At 39.3% G+C, this 17,052-nt stretch carries 10 protein-coding genes and 3 pseudogenes; 7 read left to right on the forward strand and 6 right to left on the reverse strand.

Translation table 11 applies throughout. The annotated features are described in order from the left end of the window. The first annotated feature begins 292 nt into the window (after positions 1 to 292). Complete coding sequence (locus JMX98_RS07595) at positions 293 to 679, forward strand: helix-turn-helix domain-containing protein (RefSeq protein ID WP_201585677.1); 387 nt, start codon at positions 293 to 295, stop codon at positions 677 to 679. Positions 680 to 690: 11 nt separating this feature from the next. Further along, positions 691 to 1,116, forward strand: coding sequence for a hypothetical protein (locus tag JMX98_RS07600; protein ID WP_201585678.1), 426 nt, complete (start codon positions 691 to 693; stop codon positions 1,114 to 1,116). Between the two features lie 298 nt (positions 1,117 to 1,414). Here JMX98_RS07600 and JMX98_RS07605 read toward each other — a convergent pair whose 3' ends face one another. After that, the gene (locus JMX98_RS07605) at positions 1,415 to 2,011 is read right to left on the reverse strand and encodes a CGNR zinc finger domain-containing protein (protein ID WP_201585679.1); all 597 of its coding nucleotides are present in this window, start codon (positions 2,009 to 2,011) and stop codon (positions 1,415 to 1,417) included. Positions 2,012 to 2,450: 439 nt separating this feature from the next. Here JMX98_RS07605 and JMX98_RS07610 point away from each other — a divergent pair, with 439 nt between their 5' ends. The 4 genes from JMX98_RS07610 (at position 2,451) to JMX98_RS07625 (ending at position 8,555) form a co-directional block, all read left to right on the forward strand. Beyond that, entirely contained in the window at positions 2,451 to 3,614 is a 1,164-nt protein-coding gene (locus JMX98_RS07610; RefSeq protein WP_201585680.1) for an MFS transporter, read from the forward strand. A gap of 69 nt (positions 3,615 to 3,683) precedes the next feature. Beyond that, on the forward strand, positions 3,684 to 5,873 hold the full coding sequence (locus JMX98_RS07615; protein ID WP_201585681.1) for a malate synthase G: 2,190 nt from the start codon (positions 3,684 to 3,686) through the stop codon (positions 5,871 to 5,873). Positions 5,874 to 6,171: 298 nt separating this feature from the next. Continuing rightward, positions 6,172 to 7,329, forward strand: a complete 1,158-nt coding sequence (locus JMX98_RS07620; RefSeq protein WP_201585682.1) for an L-tyrosine/L-tryptophan isonitrile synthase family protein — start codon at positions 6,172 to 6,174, stop codon at positions 7,327 to 7,329. A gap of 23 nt (positions 7,330 to 7,352) precedes the next feature. Beyond that, a complete protein-coding gene (locus JMX98_RS07625) occupies positions 7,353 to 8,555 on the forward strand; it encodes a hypothetical protein (RefSeq protein ID WP_201585684.1) in 1,203 nt (400 codons plus the stop codon). A 109-nt stretch (positions 8,556 to 8,664) separates the two neighbouring features. Here the strand turns inward: JMX98_RS07625 and JMX98_RS07630 are convergent. From JMX98_RS07630 to JMX98_RS07645, 4 genes and pseudogenes are all read right to left on the reverse strand, one after another. After that, positions 8,665 to 9,951 (reverse strand): annotated as a pseudogene (locus JMX98_RS07630) (IS3 family transposase). Positions 9,952 to 10,083: 132 nt separating this feature from the next. After that, the gene (locus tag JMX98_RS07640) at positions 10,084 to 10,554 is read right to left on the reverse strand and encodes an IS3 family transposase (protein ID WP_201585688.1); all 471 of its coding nucleotides are present in this window, start codon (positions 10,552 to 10,554) and stop codon (positions 10,084 to 10,086) included. A gap of 136 nt (positions 10,555 to 10,690) precedes the next feature. Continuing rightward, positions 10,691 to 10,781: pseudogene (locus JMX98_RS14300) on the reverse strand (transposase); the annotation flags it as partial. Positions 10,782 to 10,809: 28 nt separating this feature from the next. Beyond that, the gene (locus tag JMX98_RS07645; RefSeq protein WP_201585690.1) at positions 10,810 to 10,962 is read right to left on the reverse strand and encodes a transposase; all 153 of its coding nucleotides are present in this window, start codon (positions 10,960 to 10,962) and stop codon (positions 10,810 to 10,812) included. Between the two features lie 84 nt (positions 10,963 to 11,046). Here JMX98_RS07645 and JMX98_RS07650 point away from each other — a divergent pair. Further along, positions 11,047 to 11,442 (forward strand): annotated as a pseudogene (locus JMX98_RS07650) (IS1 family transposase); the annotation flags it as partial. Here JMX98_RS07650 and JMX98_RS07655 read toward each other — a convergent pair. Beyond that, on the reverse strand, positions 11,335 to 17,040 hold the full coding sequence (locus JMX98_RS07655; RefSeq protein WP_201585692.1) for a UvrD-helicase domain-containing protein: 5,706 nt from the start codon (positions 17,038 to 17,040) through the stop codon (positions 11,335 to 11,337). The pseudogene JMX98_RS07650 and the gene JMX98_RS07655 overlap by 108 nt on opposite strands. Positions 17,041 to 17,052 lie beyond the last annotated feature (12 nt).

The raw sequence follows: 17,052 nt of genomic DNA on the forward strand, positions 1-17,052 counted from the left end.
TAATCCTTATGATTTATCCTTTGAAATTCGCTGGATAGATAACCTGATGCTTGCAACTCTTTTGTGATAAGCATTGCTGATTGGGCGTCTAAACTTCGCATATTATCTAAGCAGTATTGTTCATATGCTTGCCTGATATGAGATGAGGGCAAACGCACTAAGAATGGCTTTGCCCGTTGGGTTGTCTTAACTCTAACGCTCATGGCATAATCTCCTTGTAACACTTTGTTTATCGCACTAACATAATGTATATTAATCATACGATTAATTAATGTCAATAGGATTTAATCTTTTGGGTAATTTATTTTTGGCGGAAGAGCGTTCACGGCTTGGCTTAAAGGCAAAAGATGTTGCTGATTATGCAGGTATAGCTATTCCTACTCAATCTAACTATGAGCAGGGTAAACGGTATCCTGATGCTCAGTATTTAATCAAGATTGCTGAATTAGGGTTTGATATTAATTATGTCATTACTGGTAGACGAGACAGTCTTTTGTTAACAACGCAAGAAAAGCTACTTGTCGAACTATTTAGGCAGGCATCAGAGTCTGTGCAAAAGCATGTTATAACTGGCTTGATGTATGGTGAGCAAGCACAGGCAACAGGTACTGGTAATACAGTAAGTGTAGGGGATGGTAATACAGGTAATATAGCTGGAAGAGATATTAAGCCTAAGTAGGAGGTTAGATAATGCATAACCATGTAACGGTGGGAAATGATAATCTTGGGAATGTTTGCGGGGGTGATTTAACTATTAATTCAATGCTTCCTTGCAAGAACGGTGATGGTATGCTGTCTTTCGAGGATTATCAAAGGATGCCGTATTGTAATAAATGTATTGGTGTCTCAAGGTATCGTAATGAGCAACGTTTTCACTTTTATAGCGTTTTTGTGGGCTTGGTGATAAGTGCATTAGTGATGGCGCTTCACTGGATTGTCACGGGTGGTTTACCAAGGTTTTTACTGCCAATGTTTGAAGACAATTTTCTAGCACCTCTGGCTGCACCTCTACTTTCCACAGCAATGATCACAGTAGTTATTTTATGGTTATCAACTATTATTTTCAAAGAATTAGCTGATAGGTATAACAACAAATATTTTTCTTATCATGAGTAGCTGGACTATTGATAAATCAAGCTTTAAGAAGAAGTTTCAAATTATAAATGTAGTCTGTTTCATAAATTTATTCTTTAAAATATCCGAAAAGCTCGCTATGGTATCTTATTAAAACCATTGATATTACGGTTTATGAATCCTTTTTAATTATATGTCTTAATGAAATCAGTTAAGTATGCCTATAATACTAAAGGCTATGTCTAAATATATGATTAAGTCTTTTCTAAGCACTAAGGTATTCACTTTTAAAACGTTATAAACCAGATCTAAAGCACACAAACTTTAGTACAAGTTAGTGTTAGCTATCAGATTTTCTCTCTATAGACCTCAATGCTTTAGCTCGATTACCACACGTCTTCATAGAACACCAATTCCTTTTAGCGCCATTCGAGCGATCTAAAAACACAATCCCGCAACGATCTTGAGCACATTCTTTTATATTAGTGGATATGTTTGATGTAAATAGCTGGATACAGTCTTCCGCCACATATCCTAGCAACGCCTCTAAATCCAACGTATTCTTTGCTATCAATAAACCATCATTTAGGGATAGTTCCCAATGTGGTCTTAATTGAGCAAGAACATTTAATTTTGTTATCTCATGAGAAGATGCATTTTTATTAATTAGCTTTTCTATAATCCCTCTAATCTGTATCGCTTGACTTTGAACTTTATCAGATACTTGCTGACTTATAGCACTCTCACTCAAAGATGGTATTGAGCTTGTCCAAGTGGCTTTTTTTTGTGCTTCAAGGAACCATTTCTTAAGTCCGTCATCTTGTTCTAACAAATCTTGAGTAGTGGATTTTGGGTCTTTACGACGCCTTAATGTGTTATACAAATCCAAGCTTGCACAGCCTCCATAGAACACAAAACCAAGTTTTGGATAATTCATATAATTTACCCCTTACGAAACAAACAATATAGAAACATACTCTCAAATATATAGAACTCCCTAGTAGGAGAACTTTTTTAGCCCATCAATTAAAACTAATCTTAAATAATTGGTGAGCTAAAGTTGTAGCTTATAGTCTGCCTCAAATAAATGATTTATTGTTTTACCTTCACATAGATGTTCTATCTGTAGTAGGTCGCTCGTACTCAAGTTATTTGAAATTTACTATATAGCTAAAAAATTAGCGGATTTGAGAGAAATATGTAAAGAGTATATAGCATCATAAATTGATGTCGAGAGTTACTAGGTAAATTTAAAATACAAATTTGTCTTGACATAACCCCCTAAGGGGGTTAATTTAAATAGTGAAATAACCCCCTTAGGGGGTTATGATGGTTTATTAAATAATAAGTAGCTATTAACACTAAAGAACATGCTTATGAGAGAGTACTCATTTCCTTTACCTATACACGCTTTACCGATAATTTCTGCGTTTATGTTACCTAATTTAGTAACTCCGTTACTTGAAATTTGGCGACACCAAATTGGCTTTTCGACAGGAATGTTGAGCCTCATATTTGTCATGTATCTTGGAGGTCTTGCTCCAGCATTTTTGCTCGCTACGGCATTATCCAACCGCTTTGGACGAAAAAAAATCATTCTAACGGCCTGTGTATTTGGCTTATTGTCTTGCATTGGTTATGCAGGAGCTTCAAATGTCACAACACTTATTGCAGCAAGAGTTTTAACGGGGTTATGTACTGGTCTCATATTAGTTTTAGGGACTGATGCGATATTGGCTACAGCAAAACAAAATGAAAGTCACAAGGCAACATTAATAGGAACGGTAGGGATGGGATTAGGCTTGGCTGGTGGCCCTATTTTAGCTGCCGTTGTGGCAAATTTTTTGCCTTATCCTACTGTAACAGTCTTTGTTGTTGAAGCTAGTTTATTAATATTTTGTATTCCAATAGTCCTTAGTCAGTCAGATTCTCTTAAGGTAAAAAATATAGGGTGGTTGCCCTTTCAGTCTATGGGTCAGCAAGAAAATCGGGCAACACTGGCAGGGTTAGGCGCATTTGCTCCAGGAATGACCGCTGCTGCCATCGTGCTGGCACTAATGCCGACTATTGTAAAAGATATTGGATTGAATAGCGTATTGGCAGGTGGTTTGTTAGCTGGCGGAATGTACTTAGTAAGCCCTATATCGCAATTTGTATTTAGAAACATTGAACCCTTTAAGCTACTTTTAGTATCACTAATAATAATTATTAGCGCCATGGCTTTGTTGATTTTAGGGTCAGTAGTATCTTCACTATTAGTACTAGTGATGTCAGTTGTCGCTATCGGAGCAGGTCAAGGCATAAGTAACTATGCGAGTTTCAAGGTGGTTCATACTTATGCAGCAAAATCAGTTAAAACTGCTATTTCATTATTGTGCCTTGGCGTCTATGTATCAGCGAGTATCATTCCAATTTTAGGCGGTTATTTAGCGGATTATCAAGGTATGAAAATGGCAACAATCGCAATGGCTATAGGAGTAATAACAATGTCAATTCCAGGATTATTTATCGCAAATACAAAATTTATTAATGCAGAGTGAAATAGAACCTGCTATGTAGTTATTGAATAAAAAAACTTAACAATCCAATCATGAATAAGGGGTTTTACTATGAACCGTATCACTAAAAGCAACCTTAAAATAGATTCTTCTTTATATCAGTTTATAAGTGAAACGCTATTGCCCAGTATTGGTAAAGTAGCTGAAGAAGATCAGCAAAAATTTTGGGACGGTTTTTCGGACATAATTGCAGAATTTACGCCACGCAATCGTCAGCTTCTTGATAAGCGTGATGAGTTTCAGAACAAAATCGATCAATGGCATATTCAGAATCAGGACAGATTCGACTTTAATGACTATGAAGAGTTCCTTCGAGAGATTGGCTATTTAGTTGAAAGCACAGCTGATTCTAAAAAAGACTTCCAAATAACCACGCAAAATGTCGATCAAGAAATTGCACAAAAGGCAGGGCCACAACTTGTTATTACTGCTTTAAATGCCCGTTTTGCTTTAAATGCATTAAATGCTCGTTGGGGCTCTTTATATGACGCATTGTATGGCACTAATGCCATTGAACAAGACTCAAATAATCAGACGACAGGTTACGATAAACAACGGGGTCAAAAGGTAATTGAATGGGGGCGAGAGTTTTTGGATAGAGTTATCCCGTTGGCTACTGGCTCACACAAAGATGTCACCCAATATTCTATTGAATCTGGAGAGCTTACAGCACATATTAATGGTGAGCCTGTTGCATTGTGTTCACCTGAAGTATATGCAGGCTTTAGAGGTGACAAAAATCAACCTGACGCCATTTTAATTTTAAATAATGGGCTTTATTTTGAGATTCAAATTGATCCTAACTCTCAAATAGGTAAGCAAGATAAAGCAGGGATAAAAGATATTCTAATGGAGTCAGCCTTGACTACCATCATTGATTTTGAAGACTCAACGGCTGCGGTAGATGCTGAAGATAAGACTTTAGGGTATGCAAATTGGTTAGGCTTAAATACAGGGAAACTGGCGGTTGATATAGTTAAGAATGGCAAAAAGTTTACTCGACAGCCGAATGAAGATCGCTACTATACCGATGTAAACGGTAATGAGATTAGATTGCATGGACGTTCGCTGATGTTTGTTCGCAACGTTGGACCTCTGATGCAAAATCCAGCTATCCTAGATCAAAATGGTGATGAAGTATTTGAGGGAATAATGGATGGTGTCATTACTGCTGCCGCTGCTATTCCTGGCCTAGATTTAAAAAATCAACTGCGTAATTCCCGTACTGGATCTATATACATCGTAAAACCTAAATTACATGGACCTGATGAAGTTCAGTTTACTTGTGATCTGTTCAGTGCTATTGAAGATCTACTAGGATTACCACAACTGACGTTGAAAATAGGCTGTATGGATGAAGAGCGCCGTACTTCATTAAATCTTGATGCCTGTATTGCTACTGGTAAGAATAGAATTGCGTTTATCAATACTGGATTTTTGGATCGCACTGGTGATGAAATTCATACCTCCATGTATGCAGGGGCTATGTTACCCAAAGCAAACTTACAAACAGCACCGTGGAAGCTTGCTTATGAGAATAATAATGTAGATACAGGTCTAGCGCATGGATTCCAAGGCAGAGCGCAGATTGGTAAAGGTATGTGGACTAAAACAGAGCAAATGGCGCAAATGTTAGATAAGAAAATTGACCAGCTCAAAGAAGGCGCTTCAACAGCTTGGGTGCCATCACCTACCGCTGCTACCTTGCATGCTACTCACTATCATGAAATCAATGCGTTTGAGGTACAAAACAAACTTCTTGAAAATGGTCGTCGCAACACCTTTAAAGACTTAATGACCATTCCACTGGCTAATAAATTTTTGTGGAGTAAGGATGAAATTCAGCAAGAGCTTGAAGATAATTGCCAGTCTATTTTAGGGTATGTCGTTCGCTGGGTTGAGCAAGGTATAGGCTGTTCTAAGGTGCCTGATATTCACGATATTGACTTAATGGAGGATAGAGCGACACTGCGCATTTCCTCGCAACTATTGGCGAATTGGTTACAGCATGAGGTGATAAGCGAGCAACAGGTTATAGACTCCCTACAACGTATGGCACTTAAAGTTGATAAGCAAAATGCTGGAGATAATGCTTATCGCAATATGGCACCAGATTTTGATAAGTCTATGGCATTTCAATGTGCAAAAGAGCTTATCTTAAAAGGTGGTGAGCAACCTTCTGGTTATACTGAGCCCCTGTTGCATAAGTATCGTCAAGAGTTCAAAAACAAGAATGCTTAGGGGTAAATGTAAACTTTAAGATATATTCTTGAATGTTACATATATTGATGACGAGTTTCTCTGTGGGCATTTCATCACTCTTTGACCTTCTTAGTCAGGAATCCACTAGGCGGTGAAGTGCCCTTTTGTTAATCCACTAAAAGTTGATAGGGATGTATCGATCATGATTTCAACTCAAATATTGTTTGAATTACAAAGAGTTTATAAGTGAAATTTTCAAACACAAAATAATTTACCTAATCTCACCAAATACAACCATTGAAAAGTATATTAAATAAAACATAAAAAGGTGACACGGATGTCTAATAATACTTTAACAGTAGAAAGTCTATTGGCTGATGCAATGCCTCCGTCTAACTATGAGTGGCCTGATAGCCTCCCCCACCTGTCCCAACAATTACCAAAAAATAAATCTGAAGAAGATAGAAAGTTTTTACTCAAAGAATGTTCTGTTTATAGAGATTTTGATCCGACAAAGTTTTACAACTCCTATAAAAACCATTCAAAAGAACAATTTATTATTGAATTTTTAAACCATCACGCTTTCCAATTTAATTCAAGACGACGTTTCAGAGAGTCTTTAAAAATTCAAACTACTGTTAAAAAAGTTTTAAAAAAATCAACACCCCTTGATATTGTCATTCCAATATTTTGTGTGATTGGTAATTTAGCAAAACGAATAGAACCAACAACAGTTACTTTCGCTGAAGCTTGCTCTTTGCAATCATTACAAAATATTTCCAAACTATTTTTAGATATGACTAGTGTTGAGTTACGTTTTCAAATTATCGCTGATTCAAACTTTTATGTACGCCCCTTGGGTTCTGATCCTGTCATTTCATCTAAATATTTAGATGACTTAAAAAAATATTCTAAAGAAAATGAGTTGGAAAACCTATACATACATGATATGTGTGATATGGCTAAACATGATATTAAGAAATTTGAAGATAGCTATATGCGTATGTACGAGAAATTATCTGTAGACTCAAGTTATGGACTAGATAATAGTGAACACAAAGCTTGGATTTCTGCTATGGCAGGAACAATTACCACTAGAGATATAATTGCACCTTATGAGGTTATAGTAAAAACTTTCAGAGATAGTGACTTCTCAAGTACATTCGGTAGAGAGGTGCTAAGAAGAACCGAAAAAGCATTTATTGATTATCGAGCTTTGAAATATGCAATGTCGCAACTTGCGTGGGAAGAAAGATATTTTCCTAACTCCATTAGGGCAACAATACACCAGAAAAAACAAGATGTATTAGGGTTAAGAATTTATCCAGAGTATAAAAAAGCTTCTAAATTACTACCATACCACGGCATAGCAGTGTTAGAAAAAATAAATGATAGGTATAGTATGTTAATCCATCCTGAAATTAATATTGCATCAAAGAACGAAGTTGAGCGTTATATCAATAATTATAATTTTTCTGATTTTTATATCGCTTAACAAAGTGGGAAGATGGAACTACTATGAATATTATCAAGTCACTAAACACAAATACTCTAAGATTTGCAATTCTTTATGCTATATCTTTTTCTGTTGCTAGTTTGGATCTTAGTATTACAGTTAGGTCGGGACAAATGCTTACCCATAGTGACTTTGGAGGAACTGCTTCTTATGCCATGATAGGTATAGGAATGATCATTGGTTCTCGTTGCGGTATGTCATTAATTGAATATTTTGGACTAAGAAGGACTTATACTTTATCAGCATTTCTTTGTATAGCATCAGGGCTCTTATCCTCTTTTTCGGTACGCAATAATATATTCAATATATTTTGTTTTAGCCTAATTTTAGTTGGTATTTTTATAGGGCTATCTAATTACCATCGCCTTTTAGTACAAGATATCGCAAGAATTAAATCACCCTGGAATACTAATTTAGTCTTAGTTAGTGGAATTGTTGGAGCAATTATAGGGCCGTGGATTGCTAAACAAATATCTCCTCTCCCTGAACTTTTCTATAAAGCTTATTTAGCTGTTGCTCTTTTCGGGCTTTTAGCATTAATTTTATGTTTTACTCTACCTAAGAAGTATTCTCTTAGCAAAGTGAACATCAATTTTGAAACAAATGAAATGAAAAAAAACATTGGGGTATACAAATCATTATTATATCTGGGTGGTCTGATAGGGTTTTGTAGTTATGTAACTATGACTCTAGTAATGACTTCCGTTCCATTAGAAGCAACAGCAAGAAGTTTGACAGCTTCAAATATATCTTCTTTAATTCAGTGGCACATGGTAGCTATGTATTTACCCATAGTAATAGTGCCAATACTAATGAGTAGGTTTCTTATAGCATCCATCTTAAAATTTAGCTTATTTATTAGCATTATAGCCTTTTTAATATCAGCTTATATAAGCTACAATCACAATGTTAGCTACAATAGTTTATTGGCTTATATGCTTATTGCAGGTATTGTTTGGGCATTTGGTTATTCAGTTTCATCAAACATAATTGCGGTCAATCCTTATGGAATAATATATCCAAAATTTCGAGGTATTGTCGAAGTATTTCCACCATTAGGGTTGATAATGGGTTCTCTAATATCTGGATTAAGCTTGAGTTATATAAATTTTAATTTTGTAATTTTTTTGGCGTGTATTTTTTTAGTGATTCCTTTACTGATGATCTTAAAAGAAAGTAACAATCTCAATACTTATATAAAATGAAGAAAAAACAGATCCCAAACTTCCCTATCAGAGCATAACCCATGGACAATCACTAATAGCTTGTTCCCCCTGTCGTCAAATCCGTACATTTAAACTTGGGAGATTTTGGTTACGCAGCCTGACGGTAATAATCAAGCCACACTTGTCTTGGCGACCTAAACCCTTTTGAATTCTCGTTTGGTTGTAATCTAACTCAATATATTTCATGATACTGTTGATTGCTTCAAATCGAGTCTTATAATTATGGTGATACACCAGCTCATTCTTTAACACGCCCCAGAAGCTCTCTATTGGTGCGTTGTCGAAACAGTTGCCTTTAGCACTCATAGATCCTTTAAAACCGTGTCTGCTAATGTTTTTGCGATACTTATTGCTACAATACTGACCGCCTCTATCTGAATGAACAATAAGTTCTTGGCTCGGTCTTTTATCTTTGATTGCTTTATTTAAGGCCTTACAGACTAAATCAGCGGTCATGCGTATACCCATGGCGTAGCCCACCAGCTCTTTGGTATATAAGTCTTTAACACCTGCTGCATACAGCCAACCCTCATCTGACCAGACATAGGTGATATCACTGACCCAGATACAATTAGGACGATTGACTCCAAACTGTTGTTTAAGCAAATTAGGATAGACTCGTTTGTTATGGTCTGAGTCCGTTGTCACTTTAAAGCGCTTATGACGTCTACATTTGATATCATGTTCCTCTTTAATACTACGTACCGTACCATATATCTGCTAATCTCATGCCCTTGTTGGCTTAAATGAGCATGCAGACGCTCATAACCATATCGCTCTTTGGTTTCACTGTGTGCAGCCCTTACAAGCAGCTCACACTGATTACGATGTATTTGCTGAGCACTTATATCACGCTTGGACCAGTCATAGTAGCTTGATGGTTTGATATCAAAGATTTTGCACATGGTTGTGATATTGAATTTAGTCTTGTGATGGTCAATAAAAGCGTACTTTACTGACTGTTACTTCGAGCATAGCCCTTCGCCTTGCGTCGCTAAAACAGTCTCCCAGACTGTTTTTTAACACTCCTCATTCGCAAAGTATGCCGTGGCCCCACTCGAGCATAGCTCTCGTCTTGCGTCGGGGCGAAGCGAAGCAGTGCTTCGCTTTATCCCTCCTCATTTAGTATCTCTCGTTCTTCTTGTACTATTTTTAGTTCACGTTTTAAACGCTTAATTCCTTCAAGGGCTGAAACAAGCTCTGGATCTTATTGCTTAGTACCTTTGAATTTGCCTTTAATAGCTTTTCGTTGCCAATTAGCTAGGGTCTGCCCTAATTGCCTTGCTGTAGCACTGACATTGCCACCATTATTCTCTATTGTTTTGACCGCTTCTGCTTTAAATTCTTCACTGTATCTTTTAGCTTTCTTTGTCATGGTAAACTCCTATTTATCTTCTTTAGTTTACCAAGTTTTTGTCTACGGTTTTTTCAGAATAGCTCAAAGATTATTATTTGGTTATATTAAACAAAGAATTCTCATTAAAATCTATTCGTTGATATTAATGGGTTATTCATAAGAATGATTGGTCACAACATATAATAATGAATGGTTATGTTGATAAGAATATGCAAGGTAGCGAATCACTCGGAGTGATGGAATGCTGGTACCAATATCAATGCCTAATACTTCACGGTTGTAATCATCAATCACATTAAAGGTTCGAAAGCGAATATTGTTGTGCAGCTTATCGCTCATAAAGTCCATAGACCAAGTATGACCCAATGCGTTTGGCACACTTAGCGGCTGGGGGTTACGTGCTGGTAGCCGTCTTTTAGACTTACGGCGTAGGTTTAAGTTTAACGCGGTATAAACACGGTGTAAGCGCTTGTGATTCCATGAATAGCCAAGCTTGCGTATACGCTTAAAACACTTTGGGAAACCCCAACGATTGTGCTTGTCAGTAAGCTTGTTTAAGACATCAATAATCTCACTATCATCAGATAGCTTAGGCTTATAGTAGTAAGCGGTTCGACTCATACAGACAACCTGACAACTCACTGCAATGCTGACATCATACTGCGCCTGCAATTCTTGCGCCCAGACTTTGCGCTCAAGGGCAGGCGCTATAGCTTTTTTATGATATCTTCCTGCATCTGCGCTTTGAGGCTTAAATCAGCATACATCTTTTTAAGCCTACGGTTTTCTTCTTCAAGCTCTTTTAAGCGTTTGACGTCAGACGCTTCCATACCTTCATATTTGTATCTAACTTCGCTATCGCTTCGTCTTGCGTCACTAAAACAGTCTCCCAGACTGTTTCTTAACGTTCCTCATTATAAAAGTCGAGCTAGCTACCCCGTATTTACGACACAGCTCTTTAGCAGGTATCCCAGCTTCTGCTTCTTTTAATATCGATACTATTTGCGTCTCAGTCATTCGTTTGCTCATATTAAAACTCCTTATGGGTATTTTATAAGAAATTCTACGTTTGAGCTGTGTTAGTTTAGGGGATAGTTACATGACCGTGCGACTAATGAGATTATTGCTTACGTTTGGGACAAACGTGACTTAAAAACGGCTAAGAAGCTAAGAGCTCATCTCAAGCAACTCAAAGTAAGCTATGACTCTATTAATATGGATAACTGGGACAGCTTTATAACCGACTTTAAGCTTGATCACAAGCGTATTGGCAAACAACACACCGTAGGTATAGAAAGAAATAACTGCCGTCTCAGACATCGATTAAGACGAGCCGTTAGAAAGACTTTTTGTTTATCAGAAAAGCTTGATAATCACTTTCAAGTGTTTGATTTAGTCTTCTTATATGTCAATATTGAAGCGAACATACGGCACAATCAGATAATGGCTATTCTCACTGCCTTGATACCCGGCTTTTTTGTACCAAGAGATATCTTGCTGATGAAATAGGGTCGTCGTAAACCCTGTCATAGTTAGATGATTGTTACCTTGGCCTTGAGATGAATACTCTTTAGCGAAAGTGGTAGAAAACTGGGCAATTTGTTGCCCTCTTGCTGAGTAAAAACCATCGCTTTTTTTATCTTCTTTATAGCAAGCGACGCAAAATAACCCTGTTATATCATTCCGTGTTTTTGTCCAGCTATTACTGCAAAATGTCTGTTCTATAAACTCTCGTCCCGCGTTATTCACCAAGGCGCGTGGCGTTAGCATGAGTTCATCCAAACGCATAAAGCGATGAAAGGTTAACATGGTAGGCGGATTGACCTTAGGTAAGTCAATTCGTTCACCACGGATAGATAGGGTTTTGGCAAGGGTAGGATGATGTGCTTTATACTGTAAAAGCAGGCTCAGGGTTTGCTTAGCTCGCGTTAGTGCTACATAGAGGGGCCTATCATAGCTATGATCGGTTGCAGTAGACGATTGCTCATCAATCACATAGACGTGATCAAACTCCATGCCTTTGGCGCTATGATAAGTGATCAATATAACTTGGGTTTTATCATCATATAAAGTCGCTTCGAGTTCTTGTAGCACCTGCTCATAAGTCACATCTGCCATCTCTTGAGTACGATTGATAATCGCATCCCACGCTTTATCTAATGGATTTAGCTTTTGTTCGCTGCGCCAGCGCTCTAAAAATGTCGCTACATTACCTTCTATCACATCTAACCGTTTAGCACTCAAATGAGTAAACAACGCTTGTCCTATAAAGCTATTGATAGGGGTTACTTGTTCGTTTTCATTGTAGCGCTGACTACTAATACTCAATGCTTCAAGATAATGCTGTATGGCATCAAAATGTGACCACTTAGGGGCTAGCACGGCTATGGTTTGTGGTTGAGTCTGAGTGCTGTCTTGTTCAATAATAGCTAGGCGCTGCTCAATATCGAGGGCAAGCCACGCTGCCATATCGATACCTTGGGTTTGCTTATAATAGCCATAGCGAATGGGCCTGTCTGAATGAGGCTGTGTGGCCTTGATGCTATGCTCAGCTTGTTTCAGACGCTCATTGCTTGGTAAGCTAGACGCGATAAACGCATTGGCAAGATCGACGATGTTATTGGCGCTGCGATAGTTGTCTAATAAATAAAATTTTTGCTCAGTATTAACGTGGTAGTTATCGGCAAACTGTTGAATATATTGAATACTGGCACCGCGAAAGGCGTATAAGTTTTGGTCATCATCACCGACCACCATGAGATAACCGCGTTGCTCAAAGTTGTCATTATCAGTATCATCATCAGCGTCTATAGCAATATAGCTATCATCTGCGTTATTACTATTGTCGTCTTGTGATTGCAGATCCGCTAGTAGCCCGATCATTTCATACTGATACTCATCAATATCTTGGAACTCATCGACCATGATGTACTGAAAATGCTGTGGCCGCTCCTGCAACTGACTGATAGCTTGCTCAATCATCCACTGATAGCGTGCATTATCACGGCGTTTTTGTTGATTTTTCTCTTGACCTAAATGCTCAATACGCGCGGCAATCTCATCAAGAGCCGCGTCGGGAGCGTCTTTTTCACTAAGTCCAGTAATTTGGCGCGCCAGCCCATGAAAGGTCTCGATGGTGACATTGATCGCATGGTAACCGATCAAAGCGAGCAGGCGCGATCTAAGCTCAGCTACTGCCAAACGGTTATATGCCAAGATCAAAATCTTTTCAGGCTTGATCTCCTCTAGCATGAGTAAGTACGCCACTCTGTGTACCACAACCGTGGTTTTACCAGAGCCAGGGCCGGCGAGGACCATAGCGGCGCGGCTGGTTTCTTTGATAATTTGTTTTTGAGTAGCGCTAAAATAATCAGGTAGGATTTCTTTTGCATAATCCTTAATATAAGGTTTGTGCACATCAATGCCGTTATCGATATAGGTTTTAATCACTTGAGCAAGTGGCTTAGTAAAGTAGTCCTCAATAAGCGCTTGCTGAACGCTTGCTTCTGCTTGTAACCAAAAGCTGAGCATATGAATACGGGCGCAGCGGTCCTGATAGTGGGTTTGCAAATACTGATAGGCGTTTTCATGATACTTAGTAGTGGGCTTTCGATGTTTCCCGATAAAGAAAATAGCATCTTGACTGTCGTCCAAACGGCTAAGCTCAATCAGCTCCAAGCGCTGTAATTGCTCAAGCTGGGTCAAGATAGTGTCAGGATCGCGCTGTAGCACTTTGGCAAGAATGTCTAAGTTAAAGTCTTTACCATCGCCGTCTTTTTTATCCGGTAGGGCGGGTAGCAATTGCTCTTCAAACAAAGGTGTTAACTCGGCTATCAGCACTTTGGCATAACGAGTCCAGCTCAGCCAGTCATCGGTTAGCTCTGCATCGATTTGCCATAATTTAGTGTTATTGGTGGAGGACACAAACACTTGCGTTGTACCATGGTTGCGCGTTTTTAGGATCCCTAATGCCCGAAACATTGGCAGGATATGACGTTTAGTCGATAGATTGTGGCGCTGCTGAGCTAGCCAATTATCAAGCGCTTTGGTATTGAGTTGGGTCATGCCTTGCGCCTCTAACGCTTCTATCGTTTCAGTGCCACCAAGTGCCCCGTAACTGCTATTAAGACACTCCTCCATAGCAGCAATAATTCGGCCTAACCGATTAAATTCGCCTTTTAGATAGCGATGAGTATATTTTAGTCGCACGCGCGCTATCACCTGCCACTGAGCGTGACCTTGATTGACCAATTCGCGTAGCCCTTTTAACAGCGACTTGACTGAATAACCAAGCGCTAGTGCTAATTCCGGTAAGTGATAGCGGGTCAGGCCAGTATCGTTATTACCGTCACTTTTACTATTAGAGCTTTCAGCTTTGCTGTTTGTGTTTTGATTACTATTTGACTGTGCTGCTGTATTTAAAGAGTCATCGGTAAGCTGCTGTAACTGCCCATAGAGCTTAGCCATACTGGTGTGCTCGCTAGCAGGAGCTTGGCTTGAGAGTTTAATGCTAATCCAAGCTGGTTGCTGGTCTTTTTCAGTCAGTAAGCCATAACGCTCAAGGGCAAGTAGCGCTACCCTAACTTGAGTGTTCAGCTGCTCGTCCTCACCGTCTGGCGCAAGTATCGGCGCAAGCACACTGCTTGGGAACCATTGGTCTTGCATGGGTTTAGTGAGCGCTGGACGTATAGCGGTCCAGCAGTCTCGCAAGGTATTGGTATTGGGTATGCGCGACTGTCGCTCCTGAAAGAACAGGGCTTCAATGTCCTTTTGATCCCAAAGCATATAGGCGCTACCGACCTCATAAGACTTACGCGCCGCCCGGCCAATCTCTTGAATATACGATTCTAAATTATTTGGTGGGCCACTATGAATGACGGTATGAATGCCTTCTTTATCGATACCCATACCAAAAGCGTTGGTACATACCACCACGTCCAGCTCATCATTTTTGAACTTCTCAAGTACACTTTTTTTCTGAACATCACTTAATTTTGAATGATAAGCCGCTGCCGCTAAGCCTTGCTGGGCAAAATCATCAGCGTATTGGTCGCAGGCTTTACGGTTACGCAAATAGACAATAGTCACGCCTTTTTCGGGATGCTCAGGATATCGGCCCTCATACCAAGCTTTGCGCTCATTAACTATTTTATAACTATGCGCTTCGCGCTCATCTTTGCTTACTTCTATAAAATGAGCGCTGATATCATCACGCCAAATCTTTAGGTTTTCAATAGCCGTGCCATACTGCACCAAGTCTTTGTTAGCGGTCAAAGTGGTAAGCTTATCTACCAGCTCACTTTCTAAATCATCTTTGACGCGCGCGGAGGCGGTGGCAGTTACCAAGCTAATAGTTGGCGGCACAAATTCTGACAAGTTGCTACTAGGGGTTTTAGATGAATCAGGATTATGCTGATTAGACAAATCACTTAACATATCCAGCTGGGGTTTGTCTTTATTGGTACTTTGCTGCTCAAGCTGCTGTGTAAAGCGTTTTTGTAGCTCATCGCTATAACAGGCCATCATATGATCGGCGATGCGCAAAAAGTCGGGGCGAAAATCAGTACCCCATTGGCTAAGCGTATGCGCCTCATCTAATACCCAAAATGCTGGCGGGCGGTTCCTCAAAAGTTGCCGAATACTGTGAGTACGTAGGCGCTCGGGACTCATATAAATGATATCGATATCGCCTTGCCAAATACCATCTAAAATCTTTTTTTGGGTATCTATTGATTGACCTGAGGTCAAATAAGCAATACGGCTGGCGTAATCTGGCAAATCGGTATGTAGATTAACCACCTGATCTTCGATTAACGCCTTTAGCGGTGAGATGACTACCGTTAACTGACGCTTATATTTGCTGAGTATCAGAGCAGGTAACTGAAAGGTTAAGCTTTTACCGCCGCCTGTGGGCAATATGCCAAGGGGGATATCTTTATTCATCAGCACCGCTTTGACGATGGATAGCTGTCCTTCTCGCAAACGCTCAAAGCCGAAAAAATGCTGGCATTGCTCGTTAATCCAGTCGGTACTTGGCGCCTGCAAATGCCAAAAAGCCTGCTCAGCTTGATGAAAACTACGGCCATGAACCGAATGCTTGGTCAGCCATACGGGGCGGCGTGCTTGCGGCTTATCAAAATAGCGTAGCCAATTTATAAAAGTAGCGATACCCAGATGTTGCCATAGTATTAAGTGCTCCTTACTATCATGAGTCTCATAGCCCTCATGAGCTGAATGAGCATTGGCAATACAGTCCTCTAACAAGGTAATAAGCTGTTTCTGATTACCAGCGGGCAAGTTAGCAGACGGCTCGTTAAAGATAGTATCTACATCAAAGATATTGTCTTTATCGATAGCAAAGTAGCCTTGGTTAGCATTTTGATCGTGATTTTGACTGCTAAGCTGGTTTAAATGCTGAAGCTGCGGTAATAGCTTATGAAAGAGTATTTGCATATTAGCAGGTAAAATCTGCCACGCCTGCGCGCAAAGCTCAAATACACAGCGACTCTCTAAGCAGTCAAGAACAGGGTTGTTATAATCGGTATTGGCTTTATAAATTTTGGCTAAAGCATGGCTGGGCTGATGCGGAATAAACAGGCAACTTAGTATCAAGGTATCCCAAGCTTTGGCTTGCCAGTTTTGTAGTGTTTGACGAGTAATATCAGAGTCAGTAACAGGAGTAGTGAACGAATTAGTTGAGCGCTCATACTTATTATCAATAGTCGCTAAAGCATCCATTAATAGTGCAGACAAATGCGGTACATCAAATTCAATAAGATGATGACCCCCTAAAAATTTAGCTTTTTGTAATAGATTATAAATAAAATCAGCATACTGCTGGAATTCTTGAGCGTTAAAGTGCCAGTAGAGGTTGTCAACTAAAAAAGCACCATCAATGAGTGCATTGCTTTTAGGATTGATCTCGAGATCTAGCCAAAGAGTTTGAACCTGATCTAATTTTGTTAGTAAAAGTGCAGGGTGATCAACGGCTTGCAACTGCCCAATGTTCTTTTTTGCATTGAGACGCAAGTATTCAGGCAAGCTGCTAGGTTTAGATGGTGAGGACAAAGGAGTGGTAGGCTGAATAAAATCTAGTAGGTCTGACATGCTGATAGCTTC

Source organism: Psychrobacter sp. HII-4, from assembly GCF_904846595.1.
GTDB classification, from domain to species: Bacteria; Pseudomonadota; Gammaproteobacteria; order Pseudomonadales; family Moraxellaceae; genus Psychrobacter; species Psychrobacter celer.

Excerpts from the sequence above, each read along its gene's own strand:
- JMX98_RS07600 (WP_201585678.1), top strand. The coding sequence starts at position 691 with ATGCATAACCATGTAACGGTGGGAAATGATAATCTTGGGAATGTTTGC.
- JMX98_RS07605 (WP_201585679.1), bottom strand. The coding sequence starts at position 2,011 with ATGAATTATCCAAAACTTGGTTTTGTGTTCTATGGAGGCTGTGCAAGC.
- JMX98_RS07610 (WP_201585680.1), top strand. The coding sequence starts at position 2,451 with ATGAGAGAGTACTCATTTCCTTTACCTATACACGCTTTACCGATAATT.
- JMX98_RS07615 (WP_201585681.1), top strand. The coding sequence starts at position 3,684 with ATGAACCGTATCACTAAAAGCAACCTTAAAATAGATTCTTCTTTATAT.
- JMX98_RS07620 (WP_201585682.1), top strand. The coding sequence starts at position 6,172 with ATGTCTAATAATACTTTAACAGTAGAAAGTCTATTGGCTGATGCAATG.
- JMX98_RS07625 (WP_201585684.1), top strand. The coding sequence starts at position 7,353 with ATGAATATTATCAAGTCACTAAACACAAATACTCTAAGATTTGCAATT.
- JMX98_RS07640 (WP_201585688.1), bottom strand. The coding sequence starts at position 10,554 with ATGAGTCGAACCGCTTACTACTATAAGCCTAAGCTATCTGATGATAGT.
- JMX98_RS07645 (WP_201585690.1), bottom strand. The coding sequence starts at position 10,962 with ATGAGCAAACGAATGACTGAGACGCAAATAGTATCGATATTAAAAGAA.
- JMX98_RS07655 (WP_201585692.1), bottom strand. The coding sequence starts at position 17,040 with ATGTCAGACCTACTAGATTTTATTCAGCCTACCACTCCTTTGTCCTCA.